This is a genomic window from Polynucleobacter sp. 15G-AUS-farblos, from assembly GCF_018882445.1.
GTDB lineage: Bacteria > Pseudomonadota > Gammaproteobacteria > Burkholderiales > Burkholderiaceae > Polynucleobacter.
The window spans coordinates 99,419-121,579 of the sequence record NZ_JACVOM010000005.1 but is presented as its reverse complement, the minus strand read 5'-3'; the positions used below and the strand labels follow the sequence as shown (position 1 = coordinate 121,579).

At 45.7% G+C, this 22,161-nt stretch carries 24 protein-coding genes; 11 read left to right on the top strand and 13 right to left on the bottom strand.

The features are described 5' to 3' along the window. Positions 1-74 precede the first annotated feature (74 nt). From ICN41_RS09385 to ICN41_RS09375, 3 genes are read left to right on the top strand one after another with little or no spacing between them, the layout of a single operon-like run. Positions 75-845 carry an IclR family transcriptional regulator gene (locus ICN41_RS09385; RefSeq protein WP_216292666.1) on the top strand — a complete coding sequence of 257 codons (771 nt, stop codon included), beginning with the start codon at positions 75-77 and terminating at the stop codon, positions 843-845. Between the two features lie 14 nt (positions 846-859). After that, complete coding sequence (gene pcaF, locus ICN41_RS09380; protein ID WP_216292665.1) at positions 860-2,062, top strand: 3-oxoadipyl-CoA thiolase; 1,203 nt, start codon at positions 860-862, stop codon at positions 2,060-2,062. A 9-nt stretch (positions 2,063-2,071) separates the two neighbouring features. Further along, positions 2,072-3,679, top strand: coding sequence for an MFS transporter (locus tag ICN41_RS09375; RefSeq protein ID WP_216292664.1), 1,608 nt, complete (start codon positions 2,072-2,074; stop codon positions 3,677-3,679). On the opposite strand, the gene ICN41_RS09370 is transcribed toward ICN41_RS09375, so the two are convergent. Further along, positions 3,676-4,872: a CaiB/BaiF CoA-transferase family protein gene (locus tag ICN41_RS09370; protein ID WP_216292663.1), complete on the bottom strand. Its 1,197-nt coding sequence runs from the start codon at positions 4,870-4,872 to the stop codon at positions 3,676-3,678. The genes ICN41_RS09375 and ICN41_RS09370 overlap by 4 nt on opposite strands. After that, complete coding sequence (locus ICN41_RS09365) at positions 4,869-5,813, bottom strand: hydroxymethylglutaryl-CoA lyase (protein WP_216292662.1); 945 nt, start codon at positions 5,811-5,813, stop codon at positions 4,869-4,871. The genes ICN41_RS09370 and ICN41_RS09365 overlap by 4 nt, the downstream gene beginning before the upstream one ends. 59 nt (positions 5,814-5,872) lie before the next feature. Here ICN41_RS09365 and ICN41_RS09360 point away from each other — a divergent pair, with 59 nt between their 5' ends. From ICN41_RS09360 to ICN41_RS09335, 6 genes are all read left to right on the top strand, one after another. Beyond that, positions 5,873-6,589, top strand: coding sequence for an IclR family transcriptional regulator (locus ICN41_RS09360; protein WP_216292661.1), 717 nt, complete (start codon positions 5,873-5,875; stop codon positions 6,587-6,589). A 46-nt stretch (positions 6,590-6,635) separates the two neighbouring features. Further along, positions 6,636-7,508: a CoA ester lyase gene (locus ICN41_RS09355; protein WP_216292660.1), complete on the top strand. Its 873-nt coding sequence runs from the start codon at positions 6,636-6,638 to the stop codon at positions 7,506-7,508. A gap of 18 nt (positions 7,509-7,526) precedes the next feature. Beyond that, a complete protein-coding gene (locus ICN41_RS09350) occupies positions 7,527-8,783 on the top strand; it encodes a U32 family peptidase (RefSeq protein WP_370629125.1) in 1,257 nt (418 codons plus the stop codon). A gap of 217 nt (positions 8,784-9,000) precedes the next feature. Next, positions 9,001-9,219, top strand: a complete 219-nt coding sequence (locus ICN41_RS09345; protein ID WP_216292658.1) for a hypothetical protein — start codon at positions 9,001-9,003, stop codon at positions 9,217-9,219. A gap of 84 nt (positions 9,220-9,303) precedes the next feature. Beyond that, positions 9,304-9,969, top strand: coding sequence for an alpha/beta hydrolase (locus ICN41_RS09340; protein WP_216292657.1), 666 nt, complete (start codon positions 9,304-9,306; stop codon positions 9,967-9,969). A 24-nt stretch (positions 9,970-9,993) separates the two neighbouring features. Next, positions 9,994-10,617 (top strand): SOS response-associated peptidase, encoded by a 624-nt coding sequence (locus tag ICN41_RS09335; protein ID WP_216292656.1) that lies wholly within the window; start codon positions 9,994-9,996, stop codon positions 10,615-10,617. Positions 10,618-10,645: 28 nt separating this feature from the next. On the opposite strand, the gene msrQ is transcribed toward ICN41_RS09335, so the two are convergent. The 3 genes from msrQ to ICN41_RS09320 all read right to left on the bottom strand — a co-directional run bounded on the left by msrQ (position 10,646) and on the right by ICN41_RS09320 (position 14,030). Beyond that, a complete protein-coding gene (msrQ, locus tag ICN41_RS09330) occupies positions 10,646-11,227 on the bottom strand; it encodes a protein-methionine-sulfoxide reductase heme-binding subunit MsrQ (protein ID WP_216292655.1) in 582 nt (193 codons plus the stop codon). An 83-nt stretch (positions 11,228-11,310) separates the two neighbouring features. Beyond that, complete coding sequence (locus ICN41_RS09325) at positions 11,311-13,521, bottom strand: xanthine dehydrogenase family protein molybdopterin-binding subunit (protein WP_216292654.1); 2,211 nt, start codon at positions 13,519-13,521, stop codon at positions 11,311-11,313. An 11-nt stretch (positions 13,522-13,532) separates the two neighbouring features. Next, complete coding sequence (locus ICN41_RS09320; RefSeq protein ID WP_216292653.1) at positions 13,533-14,030, bottom strand: (2Fe-2S)-binding protein; 498 nt, start codon at positions 14,028-14,030, stop codon at positions 13,533-13,535. A 200-nt stretch (positions 14,031-14,230) separates the two neighbouring features. On the opposite strand from ICN41_RS09320, the gene ICN41_RS09315 reads away from it, so the two are divergent. After that, positions 14,231-14,446, top strand: coding sequence for a hypothetical protein (locus tag ICN41_RS09315; protein ID WP_216292652.1), 216 nt, complete (start codon positions 14,231-14,233; stop codon positions 14,444-14,446). Here ICN41_RS09315 and ICN41_RS09310 read toward each other — a convergent pair. Together ICN41_RS09310 and ICN41_RS09305 are read right to left on the bottom strand one after the other, a co-directional pair. Continuing rightward, a complete protein-coding gene (locus ICN41_RS09310) occupies positions 14,412-14,717 on the bottom strand; it encodes a 4a-hydroxytetrahydrobiopterin dehydratase (protein WP_216292651.1) in 306 nt (101 codons plus the stop codon). The two genes, ICN41_RS09315 and ICN41_RS09310, sit on opposite strands and share 35 nt — an antisense overlap. Before the next feature lie 9 nt (positions 14,718-14,726). Beyond that, positions 14,727-15,449 (bottom strand): pseudouridine synthase, encoded by a 723-nt coding sequence (locus ICN41_RS09305; RefSeq protein ID WP_216292650.1) that lies wholly within the window; start codon positions 15,447-15,449, stop codon positions 14,727-14,729. Between the two features lie 119 nt (positions 15,450-15,568). On the opposite strand from ICN41_RS09305, the gene ICN41_RS09300 reads away from it, so the two are divergent. Continuing rightward, entirely contained in the window at positions 15,569-16,117 is a 549-nt protein-coding gene (locus tag ICN41_RS09300; RefSeq protein WP_216292649.1) for a DUF2889 domain-containing protein, read from the top strand. Here the strand turns inward: ICN41_RS09300 and ICN41_RS09295 are convergent. From ICN41_RS09295 to ICN41_RS09270, 6 genes are all read right to left on the bottom strand, one after another. After that, on the bottom strand, positions 16,114-16,884 hold the full coding sequence (locus tag ICN41_RS09295; RefSeq protein WP_216292648.1) for an SDR family NAD(P)-dependent oxidoreductase: 771 nt from the start codon (positions 16,882-16,884) through the stop codon (positions 16,114-16,116). The genes ICN41_RS09300 and ICN41_RS09295 overlap by 4 nt on opposite strands. Before the next feature lie 25 nt (positions 16,885-16,909). Continuing rightward, positions 16,910-17,833, bottom strand: coding sequence for an MBL fold metallo-hydrolase (locus tag ICN41_RS09290; RefSeq protein ID WP_216292647.1), 924 nt, complete (start codon positions 17,831-17,833; stop codon positions 16,910-16,912). Between the two features lie 31 nt (positions 17,834-17,864). Beyond that, positions 17,865-18,419, bottom strand: coding sequence for a lipocalin family protein (locus tag ICN41_RS09285; RefSeq protein ID WP_216292646.1), 555 nt, complete (start codon positions 18,417-18,419; stop codon positions 17,865-17,867). Positions 18,420-18,422: 3 nt separating this feature from the next. Next, a complete protein-coding gene (gene msrP, locus ICN41_RS09280; protein WP_216292645.1) occupies positions 18,423-19,385 on the bottom strand; it encodes a protein-methionine-sulfoxide reductase catalytic subunit MsrP in 963 nt (320 codons plus the stop codon). Between the two features lie 56 nt (positions 19,386-19,441). Beyond that, positions 19,442-19,849, bottom strand: coding sequence for a BLUF domain-containing protein (locus ICN41_RS09275; RefSeq protein ID WP_216292644.1), 408 nt, complete (start codon positions 19,847-19,849; stop codon positions 19,442-19,444). 75 nt (positions 19,850-19,924) lie between these two features. Next, positions 19,925-22,159 carry an NADP-dependent isocitrate dehydrogenase gene (locus ICN41_RS09270; protein ID WP_216292643.1) on the bottom strand — a complete coding sequence of 745 codons (2,235 nt, stop codon included), beginning with the start codon at positions 22,157-22,159 and terminating at the stop codon, positions 19,925-19,927. Positions 22,160-22,161 lie beyond the last annotated feature (2 nt).

Below are 22,161 nucleotides of genomic sequence, written 5' to 3'. Positions count from 1 at the left end.
ACTGGTATTGGTTTGATTATGGTTAAAGCAGTATGGCTGAAATCTATCCCCAATTTATGGTTTAATTCCACCAGATGGAATTAGCTAAGCCAAACTCCAAAACAAACCGCTCCCTGATTAGGGGGATAGAAATCCTGCGCTGCTTCAAGCCTGGCATGGGCCTGTTGGGCAATAGCGAAATCGCGGAACGGACCGGTTTACCCCCCTCCACCATTAGTCGCCTTACCCAAACCTTGGTTCTGTCCGGGTTTTTAGAGCATGACTCAGCTCGACAGGCCTACCGCTTAGCACCAACGGTCCTTTGCCTTGGTCATGCCTTCAAAACAGGTTCAACTGAGATCAAGCTGGCTGAACCACTCATGCGTAAGGCCTCTGAAAAGTTAAAACTCAATGTTGGCCTTGCGGTGGCTGATCGACTCGAAATGGTCTATCTAGAATCGATACGCTACACCAAGAATGTTGCTTTGAGAACAGTGGCGGCCGGCCAAAGGGTGCCAATTGAGCGAACCTCTTTAGGGAGGGCATGGATCGCAAAGCTTGATCCCCATAGTAGAAAGCAGCTACTTCTCGAATTGAAAAATCAGAAAATTAAAAACTGGACGCAAATAGAAAAAGAAATTCAAGAGGCCATAGAATCAATGTCAAATAAAGGGTATTGTGTTGCTACATGGCTCCCTGAAATTTCAGCAATCTCTACTTCAGTTCAGCTACTCAATGGCAGTTATGCATCACTTAATCTAAGCACTCCTGCAGAAAGTAAATTAAACGAACTTTTGGAAAGCTATGCTCCTGCACTTTTTGAATTAAAAGATAAGATTGAGCTTGAGCTCAAAAAATCAAACTAGGCTAATTAATAATCATGAACACTGTATATATCTGTGATGCAATCAGAACCCCCATCGGCCGCTATGGTGGATCATTATCTGGCGTTCGCGCTGATGATTTGGGCGCCGTCCCAATCAAAGCATTAATGCAGCGCAATCCTCAGGTGAAATGGGATGAAGTAGATGAGGTCATCTATGGGTGCGCCAATCAAGCAGGCGAAGATAATCGCAATGTCGCCCGCATGAGTGCGCTGCTAGCCGGCATATCCCCGAACGTACCGGGCGCAACAATCAATCGCTTATGCGGATCCGGCATGGATGCAGTGGGTACCGCCGCTAGAGCGATTGCTGCTGGTGAAATTGAACTCGCCATTGCAGGAGGCGTAGAAAGCATGAGCCGCGCACCCTATGTGATGGGTAAAGCGGATTCTGCGTTTTCTAGAAACCATTCTATTCAAGACACCACTATTGGTTGGCGTTTTATCAACCCGCTCATGAAAAGTGCTCATGGCGTAGATTCCATGCCTGAGACTGCTGAAAATGTTGCGGATGACTACAAGATCAATCGGGCAGACCAAGATCAGATGGCACTCAGAAGCCAAAACAAAGCTGCTGCAGCTCAAGCTAGTGGACGACTTGCAAAAGAAATTACTCCGGTTGTTATTCCTCAGAAAAAAGGAGAGCCGCTAGTCGTTTCTCAAGACGAACATCCGCGTGCTACCACGATTGATGTACTAAGCAAACTCAAACCGATTGTGCGCCCCGATGGCACAGTCACTGCTGGCAATGCCTCTGGCGTCAATGATGGTGCATGCGCCCTCCTGCTCGCTAGTGAAGAAGCTGTTCAAAAATATGGCCTTAAACCCAGAGCAAAAATAGTGGGGATGGCTACTGCGGGAGTACCGCCACGCATTATGGGTATTGGGCCCGCACCAGCCTCCCAAAAACTACTCAAACGCTTAGGAATGACTATTGATCAGATCGATGTGATTGAGCTGAATGAAGCTTTTGCTGCGCAAGGTCTTGCTACGCTTCGAGAATTGGGCGTAGCCGATGATGATGCGCGTGTTAACCCGAATGGGGGTGCCATCGCTTTAGGGCATCCCTTAGGCATGAGCGGTGCGCGCCTCATTACTACTGCTCTTGTCGAACTAGAAGAACAGCAAAAACGATATGCCTTATGCACCATGTGTATTGGTGTAGGTCAAGGTATCGCCATGGTCATTGAACGCGTCTAAGATCAGACCATGAAGCAACTGCAAGTCCAACCCTTAATCTCCGAGGGATGGCTTGCGCCACTGAGGCATACGGTATTTCGTAACCTATGGTTAACCTGGTTAACAGCCAGTATCTGCATGTGGATGAACGATGTGGCAGCGGCATGGACTATGACATCGTTAACGACATCGGCAACCCTCATTGCACTAGTACAAACGGCCTCAAGCTTGCCCGTTTTACTATTGGGTGTACCAAGCGGCGCACTTGCTGACATCATTAACCGCAAACACTATTTTGTTTTTGCACAGATTTGGTTAGCAATCAATGCAACTGTTCTGATGCTGTCTTTGGTCTTTGGCGTACTCAATCCTTACTTATTGCTTCTTCTCACTTTTACCAACGGCATTGGCCTGGCGATGCGCTGGCCCATCTTTGCTGCCATTGTTCCAGAGATCGTCCCGAGAGAATCTCTTTCCTCCGCGCTAGCACTCAATGCGATTGCCATGAATACTTCACGCATTGTGGGTCCACTTACTGCTGGCGCCATCATTGCATTAGCAGGCAGTACCTATGTATTTGCCTTGAACATGATTTTATGTGTGATCACAACCGTGGTAATCATGCGCTGGAGATATCAGAGCTACGTCAGCACATTGCCAGGAGAGCGATTTGTGGGTGCTATGCGTGTAGGCATGCAGTACGCATGGCAGTCCAATCGGATGCGCAATATTATTTTTCGTGCGTTCTTATTTTTCTTTCAATCAACCGGACTAATTGCACTTCTGCCAGTAATTGCTAAGACGCACTTTGATGGTGATGCTCATACCTTCACCCTTTTGCTTGCCTGCTTAGGCTTGGGCGCCATCATCGCGGGATCCCAATTACCTCGCTTAAGAAAATACATCAAATCAACCGATCTGATTAGTTACGGTCTATTTGTTCTTGCGTTTACTTCAGTTGGCGTAGTCCTTGCGCCCAATATTTGGCTGGGTGCATTTTTCATGCTGATCTGCGGTGCGGCCTGGATTAGTATTGCCAACTCATTAACCACTTCAGCTCAACTCACTCTTCCTGGATGGGTCAGAGCAAGAGGAATGTCAATCTACCAAATGGGTTTAATGGGAGGAAGCGCAGCAGGTGCTGCAGTTTGGGGTAGGCTGGCTGATGAGTTTGATGTTGTTATCAGCATTGTGCTGAGTTCAATTTTTGGATTAATCGTATTATTTTTTCTACGCAAATACAGAATCGATCAACATCCATTGGAAGATTTCACACCAGTCTGTCCAATTGAACGTCCTCATGCTGGAGCGGATATCGATTTACATGCTGGGCCCATCATGATCTCCATTGAGTATCAGACTTTGCCAGAAAAAGCGGAAGAATTTAAGAAGCTCATGGCCAAAACAAGGAAGTCTCGCTTAAAACAAGGCGCACTTTCCTGGAGCTTGTTTGAAGATGCAGAGCATCCAGGTCGATTTGTAGAAGACTTTGTCTTTGAAACTTGGGCTGATTACTTAAGAAGATTTGATCGATTCACCACCGAAGATCTCATGATGCAAGAGGAGCGCCATGATTTTCATATCGATGCGCACCCGCCAAAAATTACCAGACGAGTTGCATCCACCATTCAGGACTAGGCAACTACACCATCAGATGAGAGCTTCTGCATTTGATCTGCACTGTAACCAAGTTCACCCAAGATATCGTTTGTTTGCTCCCCTGCTTTCGGTGGATTTAAACGTACTCCCAGTCTTTTTCCATTCATCATCAATGGCATCAATGGTGTTGTTGTTTGACTGCCAGCTCTAGGGCCATCCGTCAAAGTAATGGGTGCTAAACCACCCGTTGCCATCAGATGGGGGTCATCAAATAATTGCTCAGGTCTTGTAATGGGTGCAAAAGGGAGTCCATTTGTTTCAAAAATAGCCGTTATCTCTTTTGCCGTAAAGCCCGCTAAGCGTTTTTTGATCTCCGGAATCAAAGTGGGTCTTGCCTGAACACGTTGATTATTGAGTTTGAGATTAGGGTCGGCATATAAATCTACAAAACCAAAGACATCACAGAAAATTTTCCACTGAGTATCCGTAACAACGGCTAAAAATATTTTTTCGCCCTCTGCTACTTCAAAAACATCATAGATAGCCCAAGCAGAAATACGACTTGGCATCGGTTTAGCAGCATTACCCGTCACGGCGTATTGCATCATGTGCTGACCCACTAGGAAGACATTATTTTCAAACAGAGAGCTCTGAATTTCTTGTCCTTCACCAGTCAATTCTCGTTGTCTTAATGCCGCCATCACACCAATGGCACCAAAGACGCCTCCCATAATGTCATTGACAGAGGATCCCGCTCTCAATGGCCTGTCTTCGGGACCGGTCATATAGGCCAAACCACCCATCATTTGGACCACTTCATCTAAAGCAGTGCGATGATCATATGGACCCGGTAAAAATCCTTTGTGTGAAACATAAATCAATTGGGAATTGGTTGTTTTTAAGGTTTCGTAATCTAAACCCAACTTTGCCATGGTGCCCGGCTTAAAGTTTTCACTAATGACATCTGCAGTAGCCACTAGTTTTCTAACCAACTCTAGTCCAGCTGGTGTTTTCATATCAACTGCAATGCTTTTTTTATTGCGATTGAACATGGGGAAAAAACCTGCTCCAGAACCTAATAAATTTCTGGTCTTATCACCATCAATTGGCTCCACTTTAATAACCTCAGCTCCTAGGTCAGCCAAAATCATTCCGCAGGTTGGGCCCATCACCATATGGGTAAATTCCACTACGCGAATCCCTTCATAAGGGAGATGATTCTTATCGCTCATGAAAAGCTCCCTTGGCTCGCTGGGACAAATCCCTTTGGGGTTCCCGCCTCAGGCACCATGCCGTAAATCATTTCATCTGGGACACCTGCCTGCAAAGGCTTGCGTGCTTCAAATAGCAAATCCAAGTTAATGCCTGTCTTAATACCCATTGCCTCAAACATAAAGACCAGATCCTCAGTGACAACATTTCCAGAAGCCCCAGGTGCATAAGGACAGCCGCCTAAGCCACCCATTGAGGAATCGAATGAGGTAACACCCTCTTCGAAAGCAGCCAAACAATTTGCGAGACCTAAGCCCCGGGTATTGTGAAGATGCGCTGCACCAGCTTTATTTCCGATGGCAGCTTTGAGGCGTTTAAATAATCGTTTGATTTGCGCTGGATTGGCATAGCCTGTAGTGTCTGATAAGCCGGACTCATCTGCACCAGCGGCAATGACCTGCTCAGCCATCCAGATGACATCATCTTCTGCAACCAATCCTTGGAGGGTGCAACCGAACGCAGTGGCAATGCCAGCCTCTACCTTGATATGTGGAGCGTATTGATTGCGATAGTCAACAATTTTTCTGACTTCTTCAACCATCTCCTCCCGTGTTTTACGAACATTAGCAAGAGAGTGCGCAGCGCTAGCGGAAACAGGAATGGTTAATTTATGTACACCAGCCTCAATGGCAGTTTGAGCGCCCCTCAAATTCGGCACCAAGGCCATCACCGTCAAACCAGGAAGTGTTTTGGCATGTTGTACGACCTCAGTGGCATCTGCCATTTGCGGTAATAGCTTAGCCGGTACAAAGGAAGCCACCTCGATCTCACGCAGACCAGCCCGATACAAAGCATCGATCCATAGATTCTTTTGAGCAGTTGGCATGATGGACTTAATCGACTGCAAACCATCGCGAGGGCCTACTTCGCTAATCAAAACATCAGTTGACGCAGAATGCATTGTGTTCTATCCTATGGAATATAGTTCTATTATTAAAACAGATTTAACCCATACTGTCCATGCCAAGAAAATCCAGCAAGCAAAGCGAAGAAAAAATTGCTCTAGCCGAGTCTGGGGTAGCCTCTGTTGATAAAGCGCTGACCATCTTGCGTCTTTTTTCATCGCAGAATATCGAGCTTTCTTTAAATCAGATAGCAGAAGCTACAGGTTTATACAAAAGTACTGCGCTTAGAATGCTTGCTTCACTCAGCAACGCCCTTTTAGTAATGAAGCGCTCTGATGGAATGTATGTGCTGGGTCCTGCCATTGCCACACTCAATGCCGCCTATCAGCAGCAGCAATCATTGGAAACGGTGGTCATTCCTATTTTGGAACAGCTGATGAAATCAACTCAAGAAAGTGCTGCCTTTCATGTAAGGCAAGGTGAAGAGCGTCTTTGTCTTTATCGAGTGGATTCTAAGCAAGCTCTACGAGACCATATCAAAGTGGGTGATCTATTGCCTATCGACAAAGGCGCAGGCGGAAAGGTATTGCGCGCTTTTGAAGGCGCGCCAGGTAAAGCAAATGCCCAAATACGAGAGGCCATGGTGCTGGCTGTTGCTGGCGATAGAGTGAAAGAAATCTCTGGCATCTCATCACCCGTATTTAATGCTGAAGGATTGATCGGAGTGATTACGCTCACTATGCCAACCTATCGCTTTAATGCTAAGCAGGCATCTATGGTTAAAGCCAGTGCACAAAAGCTCACAGAGTTATTGGGTGGAAAATTTCAGTAGGAACCCTCGTATATGATCTTTTTTATTTACAAGCGATATACACATCATGATTAATATCAATCGACCAAGACGCTCAGTGCTGTATATGCCTGGCGCAAATACCCGAGCACTTGAAAAAGCCAAATCTCTTGCTGCCGACTCTCTCATACTCGATCTGGAAGATGCAGTCGCTCCAGATTCGAAAGTCGTAGCACGCGCTAATATTCATGCCGCTCTAGAGTCTGGATTTGGTCATCGAGAGACAGTAGTCAGAATCAATGGATTAAATACCCCATGGGGTTTGGATGATTTAAAAGCATTTGCCCACAGTAAGGCTGATGCCATCCTATTGCCCAAAGTGGAGTCCGCTGCCCAAATCCAAGCTGCTGCAGAACATCTCAAACAGCTCAACCCATCAAATCAACTCACGATTTGGGCCATGATTGAAACACCGATGGCAATTTTTAAATTATCGGAAATCTGTAGTGCACATCCAGCACTTGAGGCGCTGGTGCTGGGCACATCTGATTTAGTGAAAGATTTACATGCACGCCACACACCTGGCCGCGTAGAAACGCTGACGGCACTTTCTCTGTCGGTTTTGGCTGCACGAGCCCATCAACTATGTGTATTAGATGGTGTTCACCTCTCCCTTGATGATGAATCAGGCTTAAGGACTTCATGCATTCAAGGGCGAGATATGGGCTTTGATGGCAAAACCCTCATCCACCCCAGCCAAATAGCCTTAGCCAATGACATCTTTGGGCCATCTCCCGCAGAAATCGAAGAGGCCCAACAAAGAATTACCGCCTATGAAGCGGCAATCCAATCGGGGGCTGGTATTGCCGTTCTGAATGGAAAATTGATTGAAGAGCTCCATATACAGGATGCAAAGCGCATTCTTGCTCTTGCACAGGCCATCAACTCATTTAATCGCTAAAACTCATAAAATAGGCGAATAATGAAAACACCAGAACTTCTCGCCCCAGCCGGTAGCATCAATATGCTACAAACCGCCTTTCATTATGGGGCGGATGCAATCTATGCAGGACAGCCTCGCTACTCACTGCGAGTTCGCAACAATGACTTTGGCAAGATGGAAGTCTTGAAAGAGGGTATTGATACCGCCCATAGTCTTGGCAAGAAATTTTATTTAGTCTCCAATGTATTGCCGCATGGTGGAAAGACCCGTACCTATATCAAGGATATGTCTTCGGTTGTTGACTTAAAACCAGATGCTTTGATCATGTCAGATCCAGGTCTCATCATGATGGCCAGAGAAGCATGGCCTGATATGCCTATTCATTTATCAGTTCAAGCAAATACCGTGAATGGTGCTGCTGCTAAGTTTTGGCGATCTGTTGGTATCAGCCGAGTGATTCTCTCGCGCGAACTCTCATTTGATGAGATCGAAGAGGTAAGGCAAGATTGTCCAGAAATGGAGTTAGAAGTTTTTGTACATGGTGCTTTATGTATGGCCTACTCTGGACGCTGCTTGTTATCTGGTTATATGTCCCATCGCGATCCCAATCAAGGCGCCTGCACTAATGCCTGTCGTTGGGACTATAAAGTCCTACCGGCAGAAGAAGCGGCCAGTGGTGACGTCTTCCTATTAGAGGAGAGCGGCAATCCTGGTGAGCTGATGCCAATCGAAGAAGATGAGCATGGTACTTACATCATGAACTCCAAAGATCTACGAGCTATTGAACATATTGAACGACTTACCAAGATGGGGGTCGATTCTTTCAAAATTGAGGGGCGCACTAAGTCACCCTACTACGTTGCTCGCACAAGCCAATCTTATCGCGCTGCAATTGATGATGCCGTTGCAGGACGCCCTTTAAATCCAGCACTCCTCGGAAGTCTAGAAGGTTTGGCTAATCGCGGCTATACCGATGGCTTTTATGAGCGTCACCACGATAAGGAATACCAACTCTATATGAGAGGTCACTCCCTATCTGGTCGCAGCATGTATGTTGGTGAAGTAATTGAAGTGGATCAAGCTACAGGGCGAGTCAAGATTGATGTCAAAAATCGATTTGCTGTAGGCGATAAATTAGAGATCATCGAACCTGCTGGCAATCACGACATCACATTAGAAAAAATGTGGAATAGCAAAAATGAAGCCATTGATGTTGCTCCCGGCTCAGGCCATTTTGTTTGGATTGAACTCAAACCCAAGGGCGATAAAGTATTTATTGCGCGCTACGTCTGATTCAGCATTCATCCGGCTTAAAAACTCAACTTCTGGTTTAGCTAGAATAATTTGCACCATAAAAGTGCGAAAAAGTGAGCTTCTTAAAGCTAGCCCCTCATAGATCAATAGCAGTTGGGCTCTAGGGTGCTGAGGCCCTACTCACACTATGGTGCACGCTGTATTTGAATTGTGCACTTAGGCAATTCATATTCATTTTTAGAATCTAAGATAGGCCATGCTTATCAAAATCACACAAAGTCAGACGCTTCTCACCCAAGCAACGGACTCAAAAAATAGCCTGGAGACCCTATTTCCTGCTGGCGAGTATTTTGCCAATCCTACCCCCGAAGGCAAAATAGAAGTCTCCTTGAGTGCACAGATAAAAGCCCTATTTTCTTTCTCTCAATTTAGAGAAAAAGTTTCCCGCGGTGATTTCGTGGTTTTAGAAAACTAAGTCCAGCCCTGAGATTGGCCAGCGCAATCCGCTGGAATCAAAACACTACAATGATCATTCCTTATTCATTGAGATGATCGTGCCATGCTTCCTTGTATAGAACTAGAAACTTCACCCAACCCAACTTGCGCAGTCATTTGGCTTCATGGACTTGGTGCAGATGGTAATGACTTTGTCCCTATCATTCCTGAGCTACGCCTGCCATCCAATCCCGCCATTCGCTTTATATTCCCAAGCGCACCAAGCATGCCCGTAACCGTCAATGGTGGCTACGTGATGCCCGCTTGGTATGACATCATCGGCAGAAATCTCATGGATCAAGAAGATGCTGATGGCATTAAGCAATCTGCTGCATCGATCATTGAATTAATTGAACGTGAAGTGCAACGCGGAATTGATTACCAGCACATAGTGCTTGCTGGTTTTTCACAAGGCTGTGCAATGGCACTCTATATCGGCTTACGCTTACCTCATCAACTCGCTGGCATTATTGCCTTGTCTGGCTATCTGCCATTAGCGCTATCTTTAAATATCGAGAAGCATATTGCCAATCAAAGCACCCTTATTTTTATGGCGCATGGCACTTATGATCCAGTGGTTGTTTTGGATCGAGCCCAAGCCTCTCATGCCCTCCTAGAAAAGCTAGGCTATCCAGTAGATTGGAATGAATATCCAATGGAACACTCTGTTAATCATGAAGAGCTCGCTGATATCTCTCGCTTCTTGCAAGAAGTATTACCAAAATCCTAATGTCTAACTGAATGTCGTTTTGCTATGTGCGTTCAATATCTCACGACCGTAAATACAGATTGGGTCAAATCTCACTTTGATCTTGTGCTTCCCCAATCTAGCGCTCATGATGTATTTCCGACCTATCCTGGGCCGATTGTTCTTAAGAGTCACAAGACTGAACGAACTGCCATTGGATTGGCCCGCTTTGGCCTGATCCCCTCTTGGGCGAAGGATGATGATTTTGGTAGGAAAACCTATAACGCTAGAACTGAAACCGTAGTGGACAAGCCCTCATATAAACATGCCTGGACTCAGCGTCATTACGCTTTGGCTTTAGCAGATGCATTTTATGAGCCTAGTTATGAATCCGGTAAAGCGGTTCGAACACCGATTAAACAATCTAATGGTCAGCCGATGGCTATTGCCTCTATTTGGGATACTTGGACCGAGCCTGAAACAGGCGAGTTGATCGTGTCATTTTCAATGCTGACCATTAACGCAGATAGCCATCCTGTCATGAATCGTCTTCATAAGCCAGAGGATGAGAAGCGGACTGTCGTCCCCTTAAGACCAGAGCTATTTCAAGAATGGCTCAATGCCACCCCCGAGACTGCGAAAGATATTCTCAATCTTTCATCTATTCCAGAACTCATGATTGAAGCTTGAAGATCTACTCCAGAGATCAAGAGCAGCCTTATTTGAAGAGCTGCTTCACTTTCGGAATTCTGAAGGCCAATAAGAGCAAGATAAGCAGCCCATAAATACTGACAGTTCCAAGATCATTCTTACCTGCTTTATGCCACCAGTAATGGGCTATCGCTGTGAAGGCAATGATGTATACCAATTTATGCAATAAGCTCCAATTCTTACCAAGCGAGCGCAGCGACCATTGATTTGATGTCAATGCCAAAGGAATTAAAAAAACAAAGCTTATAAAACCCATGGTAATAAATGGCCGATCTATCACATCCTTGATCATGGCAGATACATCAAAATTTTGATCAAGCCAAATCCAAATCAGGAAATGAAGCAAGGCATAAAAAAAACAGAATAGCCCAAACATCCGGCGCATCTTAATCCACATCGCTGTACCAGTTAGCAAACGTAGTGGTGTCATGGCCAAAGTAATACACAAGAAAACCAAGGCCCAAGTTCCTGTAGAGCGTGTAATAAACTCCACTGGATTAGCACCCAGGTCGTCATGCATCCCAAGCCATATCAGCCGAATGAGTGGCAATAAGGAAAGGATAAAGAAGCTAGCCTTTAGAAGATGCATAAGACATATTAGACGACATATTTTTAGAATGGTAGAGATGAAAAAGCCACCTTGCGGTGGCCTTTTCTGGATTACTGATCTTACTAGGCTAAGCTCAAACCTTCCTTATAAAGCGGGAAGTTACGAACTGGCCTACCAATTGCTGCAGAAATAGCATTGGCTACAGCGGGGCCCACCACACAGATCGTAGGCTCACCAACCCCACCCCAGAAGTCATAGGTAGGTACCAATACCGTTTCAATGCGAGGCGTAGAAGAAAGCTTAATCAATGGATAAGAATCCAAGTTTTGCTCCTTGATACGACCATTCTCCACAGTAATCTCGGGAGTAAAGATCGCACCTAAGGCCATTGCTACTGAACCCTCGATCTGCTCGCGAGTCAGGTATGGATTGACTACGTGCCCTGAGTCCAAAGCAAATACCAAGCGGTTGATTTTTACAATATTGTTTTGGACTGAGACTTCGGCAACACAAGCAGAGTAACTGGCATAACCCATAAACTGCGCAATGCCTCTAAAGTTTCCTGGGGGCAAAGGCTTATCCCAATTTGCTTTTTTTGCAGCTGCATTTAATACACCCAAATGCTTTGGATGGCTTTGCATGAGAACCTGTCTAAATTGCACAGGATCTTTTCCAGCAGCCTTTGCGCACTCATCCATAAAGCACTCCATGAATAGACCATTTTGGTTGGTATTCACACCACGCCATGGTCCTACTGGAACATGGGTGTTCTTCATGACATATTCAGTGAGCAAGGTTGGGAAGGTATACCCTAGCTGTGCATCAGGACCTTTCTCATAAAAGCCTTGGAGTTGCCGTGTATCTTTGCCATCTTTAATATTTTGCGGAGCCAGAGTCGCATTAATAGACTGGCCTGCTACCTTAATGTGCATACCGGTCATATTTCCGGAGCCATCAAGGCCTGCAGTCATCTTTGCCATGGCAATCGGATGATAAAAATCATGCGTCATATCTTCTTCGCGACTCCAAAGCACCTTCACAGGAACACCCGGAAACTTTTGCGCAACTTTTGCGGCATAGTTAGTAAAGTCTTGAATAGATCCACGGCGACCCAAGCCACAACCAGAGTCTAATTTGTAGACTTCGCACTTATCTAATGGGAACCCAGTTGCCTCGGATAAGGCCGCAAGCGAACCTTCACCATTCTGAGTTGGAACCCAGGCTTCTGCACGGTCACCTGAAATCTTCACAGTTGCATTCATGGGCTCCATCGTGACGTGCGCACGGAAAGGTGTGAAATAGATTGCCTCAACCTTTTTATTTGAACCAGAAATTGCAGCAGGAGCATCACCCACTTTGCGCTGCCAAAAATCACCTTGCTCATCAAGACCAGCGCGCATCATTTGATTAATACTATCTTGTGAGACATTGGCAGCCTTACCTTCATCCCATACGATAGGAAGAGAGCCTAGCGCTTTATTGGCACGCCACCAGGTATCGGCTACAACTGCAACCGTACTGTCATTAATCTTGACAACACCTTTGATGCCACGCATACCCATAATCTTGGCTTCATCATAGCTGACCAATTTTCCGCCAAAGACAGGGCAAGATTTAACTGAAGCACACAACATGCCAGGCAGCTGTAAATCTGCTCCGTATACCTTGGTGCCATTGACTTTATCTGCCGTATCGAGGCGAGCATATGGCTGACCTGCTACTTTCCAAGTTCTTGGATCTTTGAGCGTAATACTCTTTGGATCAGGCGGTGTCAAAGTAGATGCGAGCTCTGCAACTTTGCCATATGTTGTCTTGCGTCCAGTTGGTACATGGGTAATAACACCCTTATCCACTTTGAGCTCGCTCACAGGGACATTCCATTGATTCGCTGCCGCTTGAACCAACATGATTCGTGCAGCTGCTGCGCCACGACGGACATAGTCTTCAGAGATACGAATACCTCGGCTACCGCCAGTACCATGCTCACCCCATACCCGTTTACGAGCTAAGCTTTGACCCGGCGTTGCAGATTGGGTTTTCACCTTCTTCCAATTACACTCTAACTCTTCAGTGACCAGTTGCGCCAATCCAGTACGGGTACCTTGCCCCATCTCCGAGCGAGCAATACGGATATACACAGTGTCATCCGGCATGATGCTGACCCATGCATTAACCTCTGCATCGCCATACTTCGTTGGGGTATTAGGATCATATTTGCTATTTGCCTGGGCGAAAGCTAAATCTGGAATAGCTCCAACCCCTAACATCAAACCACCACCTAATATGGTGCCTTTGATAATAAATTCGCGACGTGAGTTATTTTCTAATGTCATGTCTATCCCCCTTAACCACGTGTCGCTAGAGACGCGTCATACTGCGCCAAGACATCTGCTAATTTTTTCTGACCAGACGCCACATGGATACCATCTCGAATTTTTTGGTATGTACCGCAACGGCACAGATTGGACATTGCATTATCAATATCTGCATCTGTTGGCTTAGGAATTCTTTTGAGTAAAGCAGCTGCAGCCATTACTTGACCGGATTGGCAATATCCACACTGCGGAACGTCTAGCGCAATCCAGGCTTTTTGCACAGGATGTGAATTATCTTTAGAGAGAGCCTCGATCGTAGTGATCTTGGCACTACCAACTGCTGAAACCGGAATCGAGCAAGAACGCACAGGCTCACCGTTCATATAGACAGTGCAAGCTCCGCATTGCGCAACACCACATCCATATTTAGTACCAGTGAGACCTACAGCCTCGCGAATAGCCCAAAGTAAGGGCATATTTGGTTCAACATCAATATTGAACATTTGACCATTAACACTTAGCTGCATGTTGCCTCCATTTGTGATTTTATTTTTAGAACACTATAAATCAATATGGAACTTTTGCAGTGCATATAAACCCGATGTCCGGACATGTTGCCTCAAACGGAAAGGTGAAGCTATGGACTCTTATTAAGAGCCCTATCTCTAGGTTCTACTATCGAATTCCTGCTGAATTTGCTATTCTGAAGACTCAACCAAGGATAACCATGACAAACGAAGACCAAACCCAGAACGACGAAGACTTTGACTATGGTTGCGAGTGCGCCATGGCCCTACTCAATGAACCCACTGAAGACCGCCTAAACGACCTGATTGACGAGCTGGATGAAGACGGAATGATTGCCACCGAAGTGGTTTATGGCTTATTAGCCACCATTCTCATGAGCATCAACGAAGAGGATCATGAGGGGGATGAGCACTAAGTTGTAGTGCCAGGGTATCCATTTTTTGGGCAAACTTAAGGTCCAACGGGGTTAAACCTCCAGCCGAGTGGGTCGTCAAGTGAACCACGACCTTATTCCATGAATTAGACCAATCTGGATGATGGTCAATCTCATTTGCGTATTGAGCACATTGACTCATGAATTCAAATGCTTGAACAAAATCCACAAATACAAATGTACGAGAGATGATTTGCTGCTGAGGGTCTAATGCCCATAATGGTAAAGTCTGATGAATATCGCTAGGTAACATGGTAACCTCTTATTGAATACTCTGTGATAGTTGCTTTAAATCATTCGGATATAGCCAGCGCCACTCTCCTTGGGCCAAATCCGCTGGCATGCAATAAGCGCCAATTTGACTCCGATGTAAATGCTCAACATGATTGCCTACTGCAGCCATCATTCGCTTAACTTGGTGATAGCGACCTTCAACGATGGTCATTGCCAAGCTATTCTCCGATAACTTTTCGCATGCGGTCGCAAAACAAGGCTTTGGATCATCATCCAATACTACACCCTTGATTAAATGATCCATTTGCTTTTCAGTAATGGGATCAGGAGTAGTAATGCGATAAACTTTTCCAATATTTTTCTTTGGGGTTGTCATTTTGTGTATGAATTGACCATCATCTGAAATCAATAACAAACCAGTGGTGTCATAGTCTAGTCGCCCTACACACTGCAAGCCACGCTCAACAAATGGGCTGGGTAATAGGCTATACACACTGGGATGATGCGTGGTTTTATGGGAGCATTCATAGTTAGGCGGCTTGTTAAAGGCGATATAAGCTTTCTCATGGTATTCCCAATCCTTACCCTCTACATTGAGCATCAAGCCATCCGTTGCAATGCGCTCTTCCGGATCATCCGCCAACACCCCATTGACCTTCACAAGATCCGCATAGACCAAGTCAGCACAATATCTGCGCGTGCCAAATCCCTGGCTAAAAAGTATTTTTTCGAGTGAGATGGGTTTTGCCATATATGCATCAAAGCATACTACAGAGCGCTTACTTTGATCCTTACGCAGATAGTATTTCAGCGGTGATTTAGCCAATTCATTATCATCACTAGCATTCCCTAGAAATGCGATGACCTACCATGCTCAGTAGCCCAAAACCACGCCGCCCCTTACATTCACGTGAGATCAGTTTTAATGGATTTGCCCGAGAAGATGGGCTCTGGGACATTGAAGCGCATTTAAAAGATACTAAATCCCACCCCTTTACCACTGGAAGCAGAACCTGGACTCCGGGTGAAGCAATTCATGACATGTGGATTCGGGTAAGTGTCAATGAGCAGCTGGTCATTCAAGATATTGAAGTGTCGATGGACGCTCATCCGCATCCAGAGTGCCCAGCTGTTGTTCCGCCAATGGATGCGCTCATTGGGGCACGACTTGGAAAAGGTTGGCGCAAAACAATTGAAACACATCTAGGTGGTATTCAGGGATGCACTCATTTACGCGATCTTCTCAATAACTTAGCTACTGCAGCCTTTCAATCTATTCCAGGCGCACTGTTTGATCCCGATGAGAAAAAGCCGCCGCTCTACTTGGGCAAATGCAAATCTTGGGATTTTGATGGTCCAGTAGTGATGCGAGTTTATCCCCAGTTTTATCAATGGAAACATGGGGAAGCAAAACCTTAAAGCTCGCCGCGATGCATATTGAATGGGTTGAAAGATTGCTGTATAGGCATGACCTCCAGTACATTGATATTCATATGTGCCGGCAATGTAGCTGACCAGTAGACCGCCTCAGCAATATCGTCAGCACTGAGAAATTGCACCCCACTATAGACTTTTTTTACCTTTTCTTCATCGCCCTTAAAGCGCACATTAGAAAATTCAGTGCCGCCACACATGCCCGGTTCAATACAACTCACTCTAATAGGCGTGCCAATGAGATCAGCCCGCATATTTAAACTGAATTGCTGCACAAAGGCTTTGGTACCGCCATATACATTCCCGCCAGGATAAGGATAATTTGCTGCAACAGATCCGATATTAATCACATGGCCACGCTTGCGCTCAACCATGCCAGGCAAAAATGCGCGGCTCATGTGCACTAAGCCTTTGATATTGGTATCAATCATCCGATCCCAATCTTCTAGGAATGCTTTATGCGCAGGCTCCAAACCTAAAGCTAGTCCAGCATTATTGACTAGGATAGTCACCCTAGAAAATTCAGCTGGAAGCTTTGATGGCAAAGCATCTACCATCGCACTATCGCAAACATCGAGCGCTATCGTCAATAGTTTGTTTTGCTGCTCTACAGGAAGCGATGCTTTTAATGCGTCTAGACGCTCCACTCTTCTCCCAGTCGCTATCACTTGATGACCATTAGCCAAGAATCGACGCGCAATCGCTGCACCAAACCCAGAGGTAGCACCAGTAACTAAAAGTGTATGTTCCATATCGATGATTTTCCTTATGAAAAATTTATCCGTGATCAATTAAATATGCGCCATCCACTTTGGCTGCGCCTGATTTCACCAAAGCTTGTACTAGCCATTGAGAAAATGCATTCATATCCAAATGCAAGTGCTTCGCGGCATCCTTTAGAGCCGGAGTATTAAAGATCCACTCATTTACCAATGCGATCTCTTTGCTCTGCCACTCTAGTAGTTTGTATTTCAGCAGGACTTTTGCCCCGTGCCTCGAATTGCGGTCAGGACTAGAAGCTAAATAGTCTAGGCGAGATCGCGCAGCCTCAATCGACTTTGCAAGATCGGTAAAAGGCCTGCCATGCCCAGGAATAACTAAGGAAACAGGTAGGCTCTCAATGAGATCTAAAGTTTGTGCAAGCTCTTCAAAACCAGACTCACCCCATAGTTCCGGAAAAATAACACCAAAGCCATCCTCCCACAATGCATCTGCAGAAATCAGAATGCGGTGTTCAGCTTGATACAAAATGACCGAATGAGGATCATGGCCTGGAGCTGCCAATATTTTCCAAAGATATCGTCCTAACAATATCTCCTGCCCAGGAAGCAAGACCCCATGATGACTAAATTGAGGACACTCCTGCCCCAGATTTTCATAACTCAATAGATCTGCGTTCCAGTCGCTGACAGCCAATGCCTCAGCAGCAGGGACATAAACCTCGCAGCCAAAATATGTTTGTAAAGCGGCATTGCCACCACAGTGATCTGAGTGAAGATGGGTGTTAACAATCTTATTTAAGCTCTTGAGCTCATTTTTCTTTAATGCATTGTTCACTAAATCTAAGGTCATCTTGGAATGCGCGTGATAACCCGTATCAACAATAGACACATCACTCTCGCCAAAATGAAAAATATTATTTGCCGAAAGCCATCCTCTTTCGTAAATCTCTATTCCTGGCGGCAGCAATAATGAGCTCATCTAATCAATTAGATTGTGACTTGAAATTGGATTAATTCTTTTGCGGAGTAAGTTCTAGCTTGCGTACATCGAATTGCTGAGCCTCTAAGCGGCCTAACAATTCTTCGTATGCCTTGGGATCTATTTGCGGTGTTCTAGAAAGGATCCAGAGGTACTCACGCCTTGGATCACTCACAGCGGCAAGTTGATACTGGCTATCCAAATCAATCACCCAATAGTTACCCCACACCATCGGCAAGAATGAGAGCCAAGCCGGAGCAAATCGCACCTCTAATTTAGGAGAGTCTTTAGCGCCAATTTGACGAGCGGTGCCTTCTGCTTCGGCAGCATCTCCTTCGGCCGGCTTACAACTGTTCAGAACTCGCAAATTGCCATCAGACTTAATCGAATAGACAGCCTTGGTATTGCTCACACACTTCCTCTGAAACCAGTTAGGGAATTTGGCAATCTCATACCAAGTTCCCAGGTAACGCGGTACATCAAGAGCGGCTATGGTTTTTACTGGCACCTCACTTGTTTGCGCCTGCACCTGAACGTGGAGAAGCGCGAAGGTAATGCTCAATAAAAGAAGATGACTCCTCTTCATCATCTAGTAAAACTTCTTCAAGTCCATACCAGCATACATGCTGGCAACCTGATCGCCGTAACCATTGAACATCTGCGTTTTGATTTTGGGAGCAAAGGCGCCCTTGGCATCACCAATTCTTCTTTCGCTTGCTTGACTCCAGCGAGGATGATCCACCTGCGGATTTACATTGGAGTAAAAACCATACTCACGGGCATCAAACATGCTCCAACTGGTTTTAGGCATCTCTTCTGTAAAACGAATCTTCACAAGCGATTTGGCACTCTTAAATCCATACTTCCAAGGAACTACAATCCGAACAGGCGCACCGTTTTGCTTTGGTAACATCTCGCCATACAACCCAAAGGTCAAGAGTGTTAATGGATTCATTGCCTCATCCATGCGAAGCCCCTCGCGATAGGGCCATTCAATAACATTGCTCTTGAGTCCTGGCATCTGCTTGCGATCGGCAAGAGAAATGAACTCTACAAACTTAGCAGAGCCTAAGGGCTCTACTTTACTAATCAGCTTTGATAATGAATAGCCATCCCATGGGATCACCATCGACCAACCCTCTACGCAACGCATCCGATAGATGCGCTCTTCCATCGGAGCGAGCTTAAGTAAAGCATCAATATCCAAGGTTACGGGTTTTTTAACGAGACCTTCAATAGATACAGTCCATGGACGGGTCTGCAAACTACCTGCATAAGCTGCGGGGTCACTTTTATCTGTACCGAATTCATAAAAGTTGTTGTAACCGGTGACATACTTATATGGCGTTAATTCATCTTTGGCAGCATAGGCAGCATTCAGCGTGGCTGCTAATTTTTCTGGACTTGCAGCTAGGGCCTGCCTTGAAAACCAAGGTGCTAATGCCATGCCAAAACTTCCAGCAGCCGCAGCTTTAATCAAAGTACGACGGTTTTCAAAAACAGCTTGAGGCGTAATATCGCTTGGCAGAATGTGGGGATCAAAATAAGACATATAAATCCTTCATCAAGGGTAATGCCTCTATTGTGCTACTGATCTTGCTTTAATGCTTATTGCTCAAATGAACGCATCTTATTGAGTAATGCCCTACTATGCTTATCCAATCCACCCACCATCTCAGCTAAGGCTGGATAGTCACGTGCGATGGATTCACCGCCGTAAAAGCGAAGTAGCCAGCCAGGAAAGCTACGCTCCGAGATCTCTCGGATTTCTAGTAGCTGAATGCGATGATGGCGCTTATCGTCTTGAATCCGGCGCCATGCATTCATCACATCTGCGCGTTCGCCCTCGATAATCTGCCCAAACTCTTGATTGTCATAGAACAAAATGCCCGTCACGCCATGCTTTTGATTGTAATTGCGTGCCGCTTCTAATAGACGCATCAATCCCAAGAAGGACATGTCTGAGATTGCTTCACTGAGATAACTCAGCTCTATTAGATCTTTTGGTTTTTGCATATTGGCTAGGTGCGATATTCAGTAATGAAAAAGGCAAACCCAGAAGTTTGCCTTTTCAGTACAGATTAGGCTCTATTAAGACCTAAGAGCCTTCAAAGCCGCATTAAAGGTAGCGCTTGGACGCATGACAGCCTTGCACTTCTCTGCATCCGCCACATAGTAACCGCCGATATCTGCCGGCTTACCTTGTACTGCTTTGAGCTCATCCACAATCTTCTGCTCATTCTGAGCGAGTGATTTAGCCAAAGGTGCAAAGTAGGCCTGCAATTCTTTATCTTCAGTTTGAGCGGCTAAAGCTTCGGCCCAGTACATTGCCAAATAGAACTGACTTCCGCGGTTATCTAACTCACCAGTACGTGGAGATGGTGATTTATTGTTATCTAACAATTTGCCGGTTGCTTCATCTAAAGTGCGCGCCAAAATTTTAACTTTTGGATTGCCTGTCTTGTCACCAATATCTTCTAGAGATACTGCCAATGCTAAGAACTCACCTAATGAATCCCAACGCAAATGGTTTTCTTCTACTAACTGCTGAACATGCTTAGGTGCAGAACCACCAGCGCCAGTTTCAAAGAGGCCGCCGCCCGCCATCAAAGGCACGATGGATAACATCTTCGCGCTAGTACCTAATTCCATAATTGGGAACAAGTCAGTGAGGTAGTCACGCAAAATATTTCCAGTTACAGAAATAGTATCTTTGCCACGAATCACGCGCTCGAGGGTATAGCGCATCGCACGGGTCTGAGACATGATCTGAATATCAACACCCTTCAGGTCGTAATCTTTCAGGTAGGTATTCACCTTCTTGATAAGCTCGGCTTCATGTGGGCGGTACTCATCCAACCAAAATACGGCTGGAGTATTAGAGAGGCGCGCACGATTGACGGCCAACTTGACCCAGTCACGAATAGGCGCATCTTTTACCTGACACATGCGCCAGATATCGCCCTCTTCGACATTTTGCTCAAGTAAAACGGTACCATCATCAGCCACGATACGCGCTACACCAGCTTCTGGAATCTCAAAAGTCTTGTCATGTGAGCCATACTCTTCTGCTTGCTGAGCCATCAAACCTACGTTAGGCACAGTACCCATCGTTGTTGGATCAAAGTTACCGTGGGTTTTACAGAAATTAATCATTTCTTGATAGATGCGGGCAAATGTACTTTCTGGAATCACTGCTTTAGTGTCATGCAAGCGACCATCGGCACCCCACATTTTTCCGCCAACACGAATCATGGCAGGCATGGAAGCATCTACAATCACGTCACTTGGAGAATGTAAGTTTGTAATGCCTTTAGCGGAATCCACCATAGCTAAAGCAGGGCGGTGCTCGTGGCAAGCGTGTAAATCTTGAATAATTTCTTCGCGCTTAGATTCAGGCAAAGTCTTAATTTTTTCGTACAAGCTGCTCATACCGTTATTGGCATTGACACCCAGCTCTTCAAAGAGCTTTGCGTGCTTCTCAAACGCGTCTTTATAAAAAATCTTGACTGCGTGACCAAACACGATTGGGTGAGACACCTTCATCATGGTTGCCTTCACATGCAAGGACAACATCATGCCGGTCTTGTAAGCATCTTCGATCTCTTTTTCGTAGAACTCGCACAATGCTTTTTTGCTCATATACATACTGTCGATGATCTCGCCAGCGAGCAATGAGACTTTTGGCTTGAGCACAATCGTCTTACCACTCTTCGTAACCAAGTCCATCTTCACATCGCAGGCCTTGGTCATCGTCATAGACTTCTCGCTTGAGTAGAAGTCTCCACCATGCATATGTGAAACGTGGGTACGTGAAGCCTGGCTCCACTCGCCCATTGAATGGGGGTGCTTGCGAGCAAACTGCTTAACAGCATTTGGCGCACGACGATCTGAGTTACCTTCGCGCAAGACTGGGTTTACTGAGCTGCCCAAGCACTTGGAATAACGAGCGCGAATGGATTTTTCTTCATCATTTTTTGGATCATCTGGGAAATTGGGGATCTTATAACCCTTAGCCTGTAACTCTTTAATCGCGGCTAGCAATTGAGGCACTGAGGCGCTAATGTTAGGCAACTTAATAATGTTGGTATCTGGCATCAAAGTCATCTTGCCAAGCGCAGCCAAATTATCAGGAACTTTTTGCTCTTCAGTTAAATGCTCTGGGAATTCAGCAAGAATACGTGCGGCAACAGAGATGTCGCTTTTTACAATCTCCACTCCTGCAGGAGCAGTAAAAGTGCGAATGACTGGCAGAAATGCGCAAGTTGCCAAAAGTGGCGCCTCATCTGTCAGGGTGTAAATAATCTTTGATTTCTCTGAAGCCATTA

Coding starts and splice junctions, on each gene's coding strand:
- ICN41_RS09320 (WP_216292653.1), bottom strand. CDS start 14,030: ATGCAGCTAAGTGTTAATGGTCAAATGTTCAATATTGATGTTGAACCA.
- ICN41_RS09335 (WP_216292656.1), top strand. CDS start 9,994: ATGTGCGTTCAATATCTCACGACCGTAAATACAGATTGGGTCAAATCT.
- msrP (WP_216292645.1), bottom strand. CDS start 19,385: ATGTCTTATTTTGATCCCCACATTCTGCCAAGCGATATTACGCCTCAA.
- ICN41_RS09345 (WP_216292658.1), top strand. CDS start 9,001: ATGCTTATCAAAATCACACAAAGTCAGACGCTTCTCACCCAAGCAACG.
- ICN41_RS09290 (WP_216292647.1), bottom strand. CDS start 17,833: ATGAGCTCATTATTGCTGCCGCCAGGAATAGAGATTTACGAAAGAGGA.
- ICN41_RS09295 (WP_216292648.1), bottom strand. CDS start 16,884: ATGGAACATACACTTTTAGTTACTGGTGCTACCTCTGGGTTTGGTGCA.
- ICN41_RS09370 (WP_216292663.1), bottom strand. CDS start 4,872: ATGAGCGATAAGAATCATCTCCCTTATGAAGGGATTCGCGTAGTGGAA.
- ICN41_RS09305 (WP_216292650.1), bottom strand. CDS start 15,449: ATGGCAAAACCCATCTCACTCGAAAAAATACTTTTTAGCCAGGGATTT.
- ICN41_RS09275 (WP_216292644.1), bottom strand. CDS start 19,849: ATGCAAAAACCAAAAGATCTAATAGAGCTGAGTTATCTCAGTGAAGCA.
- ICN41_RS09300 (WP_216292649.1), top strand. CDS start 15,569: ATGCTCAGTAGCCCAAAACCACGCCGCCCCTTACATTCACGTGAGATC.
- ICN41_RS09375 (WP_216292664.1), top strand. CDS start 2,072: ATGAAGCAACTGCAAGTCCAACCCTTAATCTCCGAGGGATGGCTTGCG.
- ICN41_RS09365 (WP_216292662.1), bottom strand. CDS start 5,813: ATGCATTCTGCGTCAACTGATGTTTTGATTAGCGAAGTAGGCCCTCGC.
- ICN41_RS09310 (WP_216292651.1), bottom strand. CDS start 14,717: ATGTTACCTAGCGATATTCATCAGACTTTACCATTATGGGCATTAGAC.
- msrQ (WP_216292655.1), bottom strand. CDS start 11,227: ATGCATCTTCTAAAGGCTAGCTTCTTTATCCTTTCCTTATTGCCACTC.
- ICN41_RS09315 (WP_216292652.1), top strand. CDS start 14,231: ATGACAAACGAAGACCAAACCCAGAACGACGAAGACTTTGACTATGGT.
- ICN41_RS09360 (WP_216292661.1), top strand. CDS start 5,873: ATGCCAAGAAAATCCAGCAAGCAAAGCGAAGAAAAAATTGCTCTAGCC.
- ICN41_RS09355 (WP_216292660.1), top strand. CDS start 6,636: ATGATTAATATCAATCGACCAAGACGCTCAGTGCTGTATATGCCTGGC.
- ICN41_RS09325 (WP_216292654.1), bottom strand. CDS start 13,521: ATGACATTAGAAAATAACTCACGTCGCGAATTTATTATCAAAGGCACC.
- ICN41_RS09340 (WP_216292657.1), top strand. CDS start 9,304: ATGCTTCCTTGTATAGAACTAGAAACTTCACCCAACCCAACTTGCGCA.
- pcaF (WP_216292665.1), top strand. CDS start 860: ATGAACACTGTATATATCTGTGATGCAATCAGAACCCCCATCGGCCGC.
- ICN41_RS09385 (WP_216292666.1), top strand. CDS start 75: ATGGAATTAGCTAAGCCAAACTCCAAAACAAACCGCTCCCTGATTAGG.
- ICN41_RS09270 (WP_216292643.1), bottom strand. CDS start 22,159: ATGGCTTCAGAGAAATCAAAGATTATTTACACCCTGACAGATGAGGCG.
- ICN41_RS09285 (WP_216292646.1), bottom strand. CDS start 18,419: ATGAAGAGGAGTCATCTTCTTTTATTGAGCATTACCTTCGCGCTTCTC.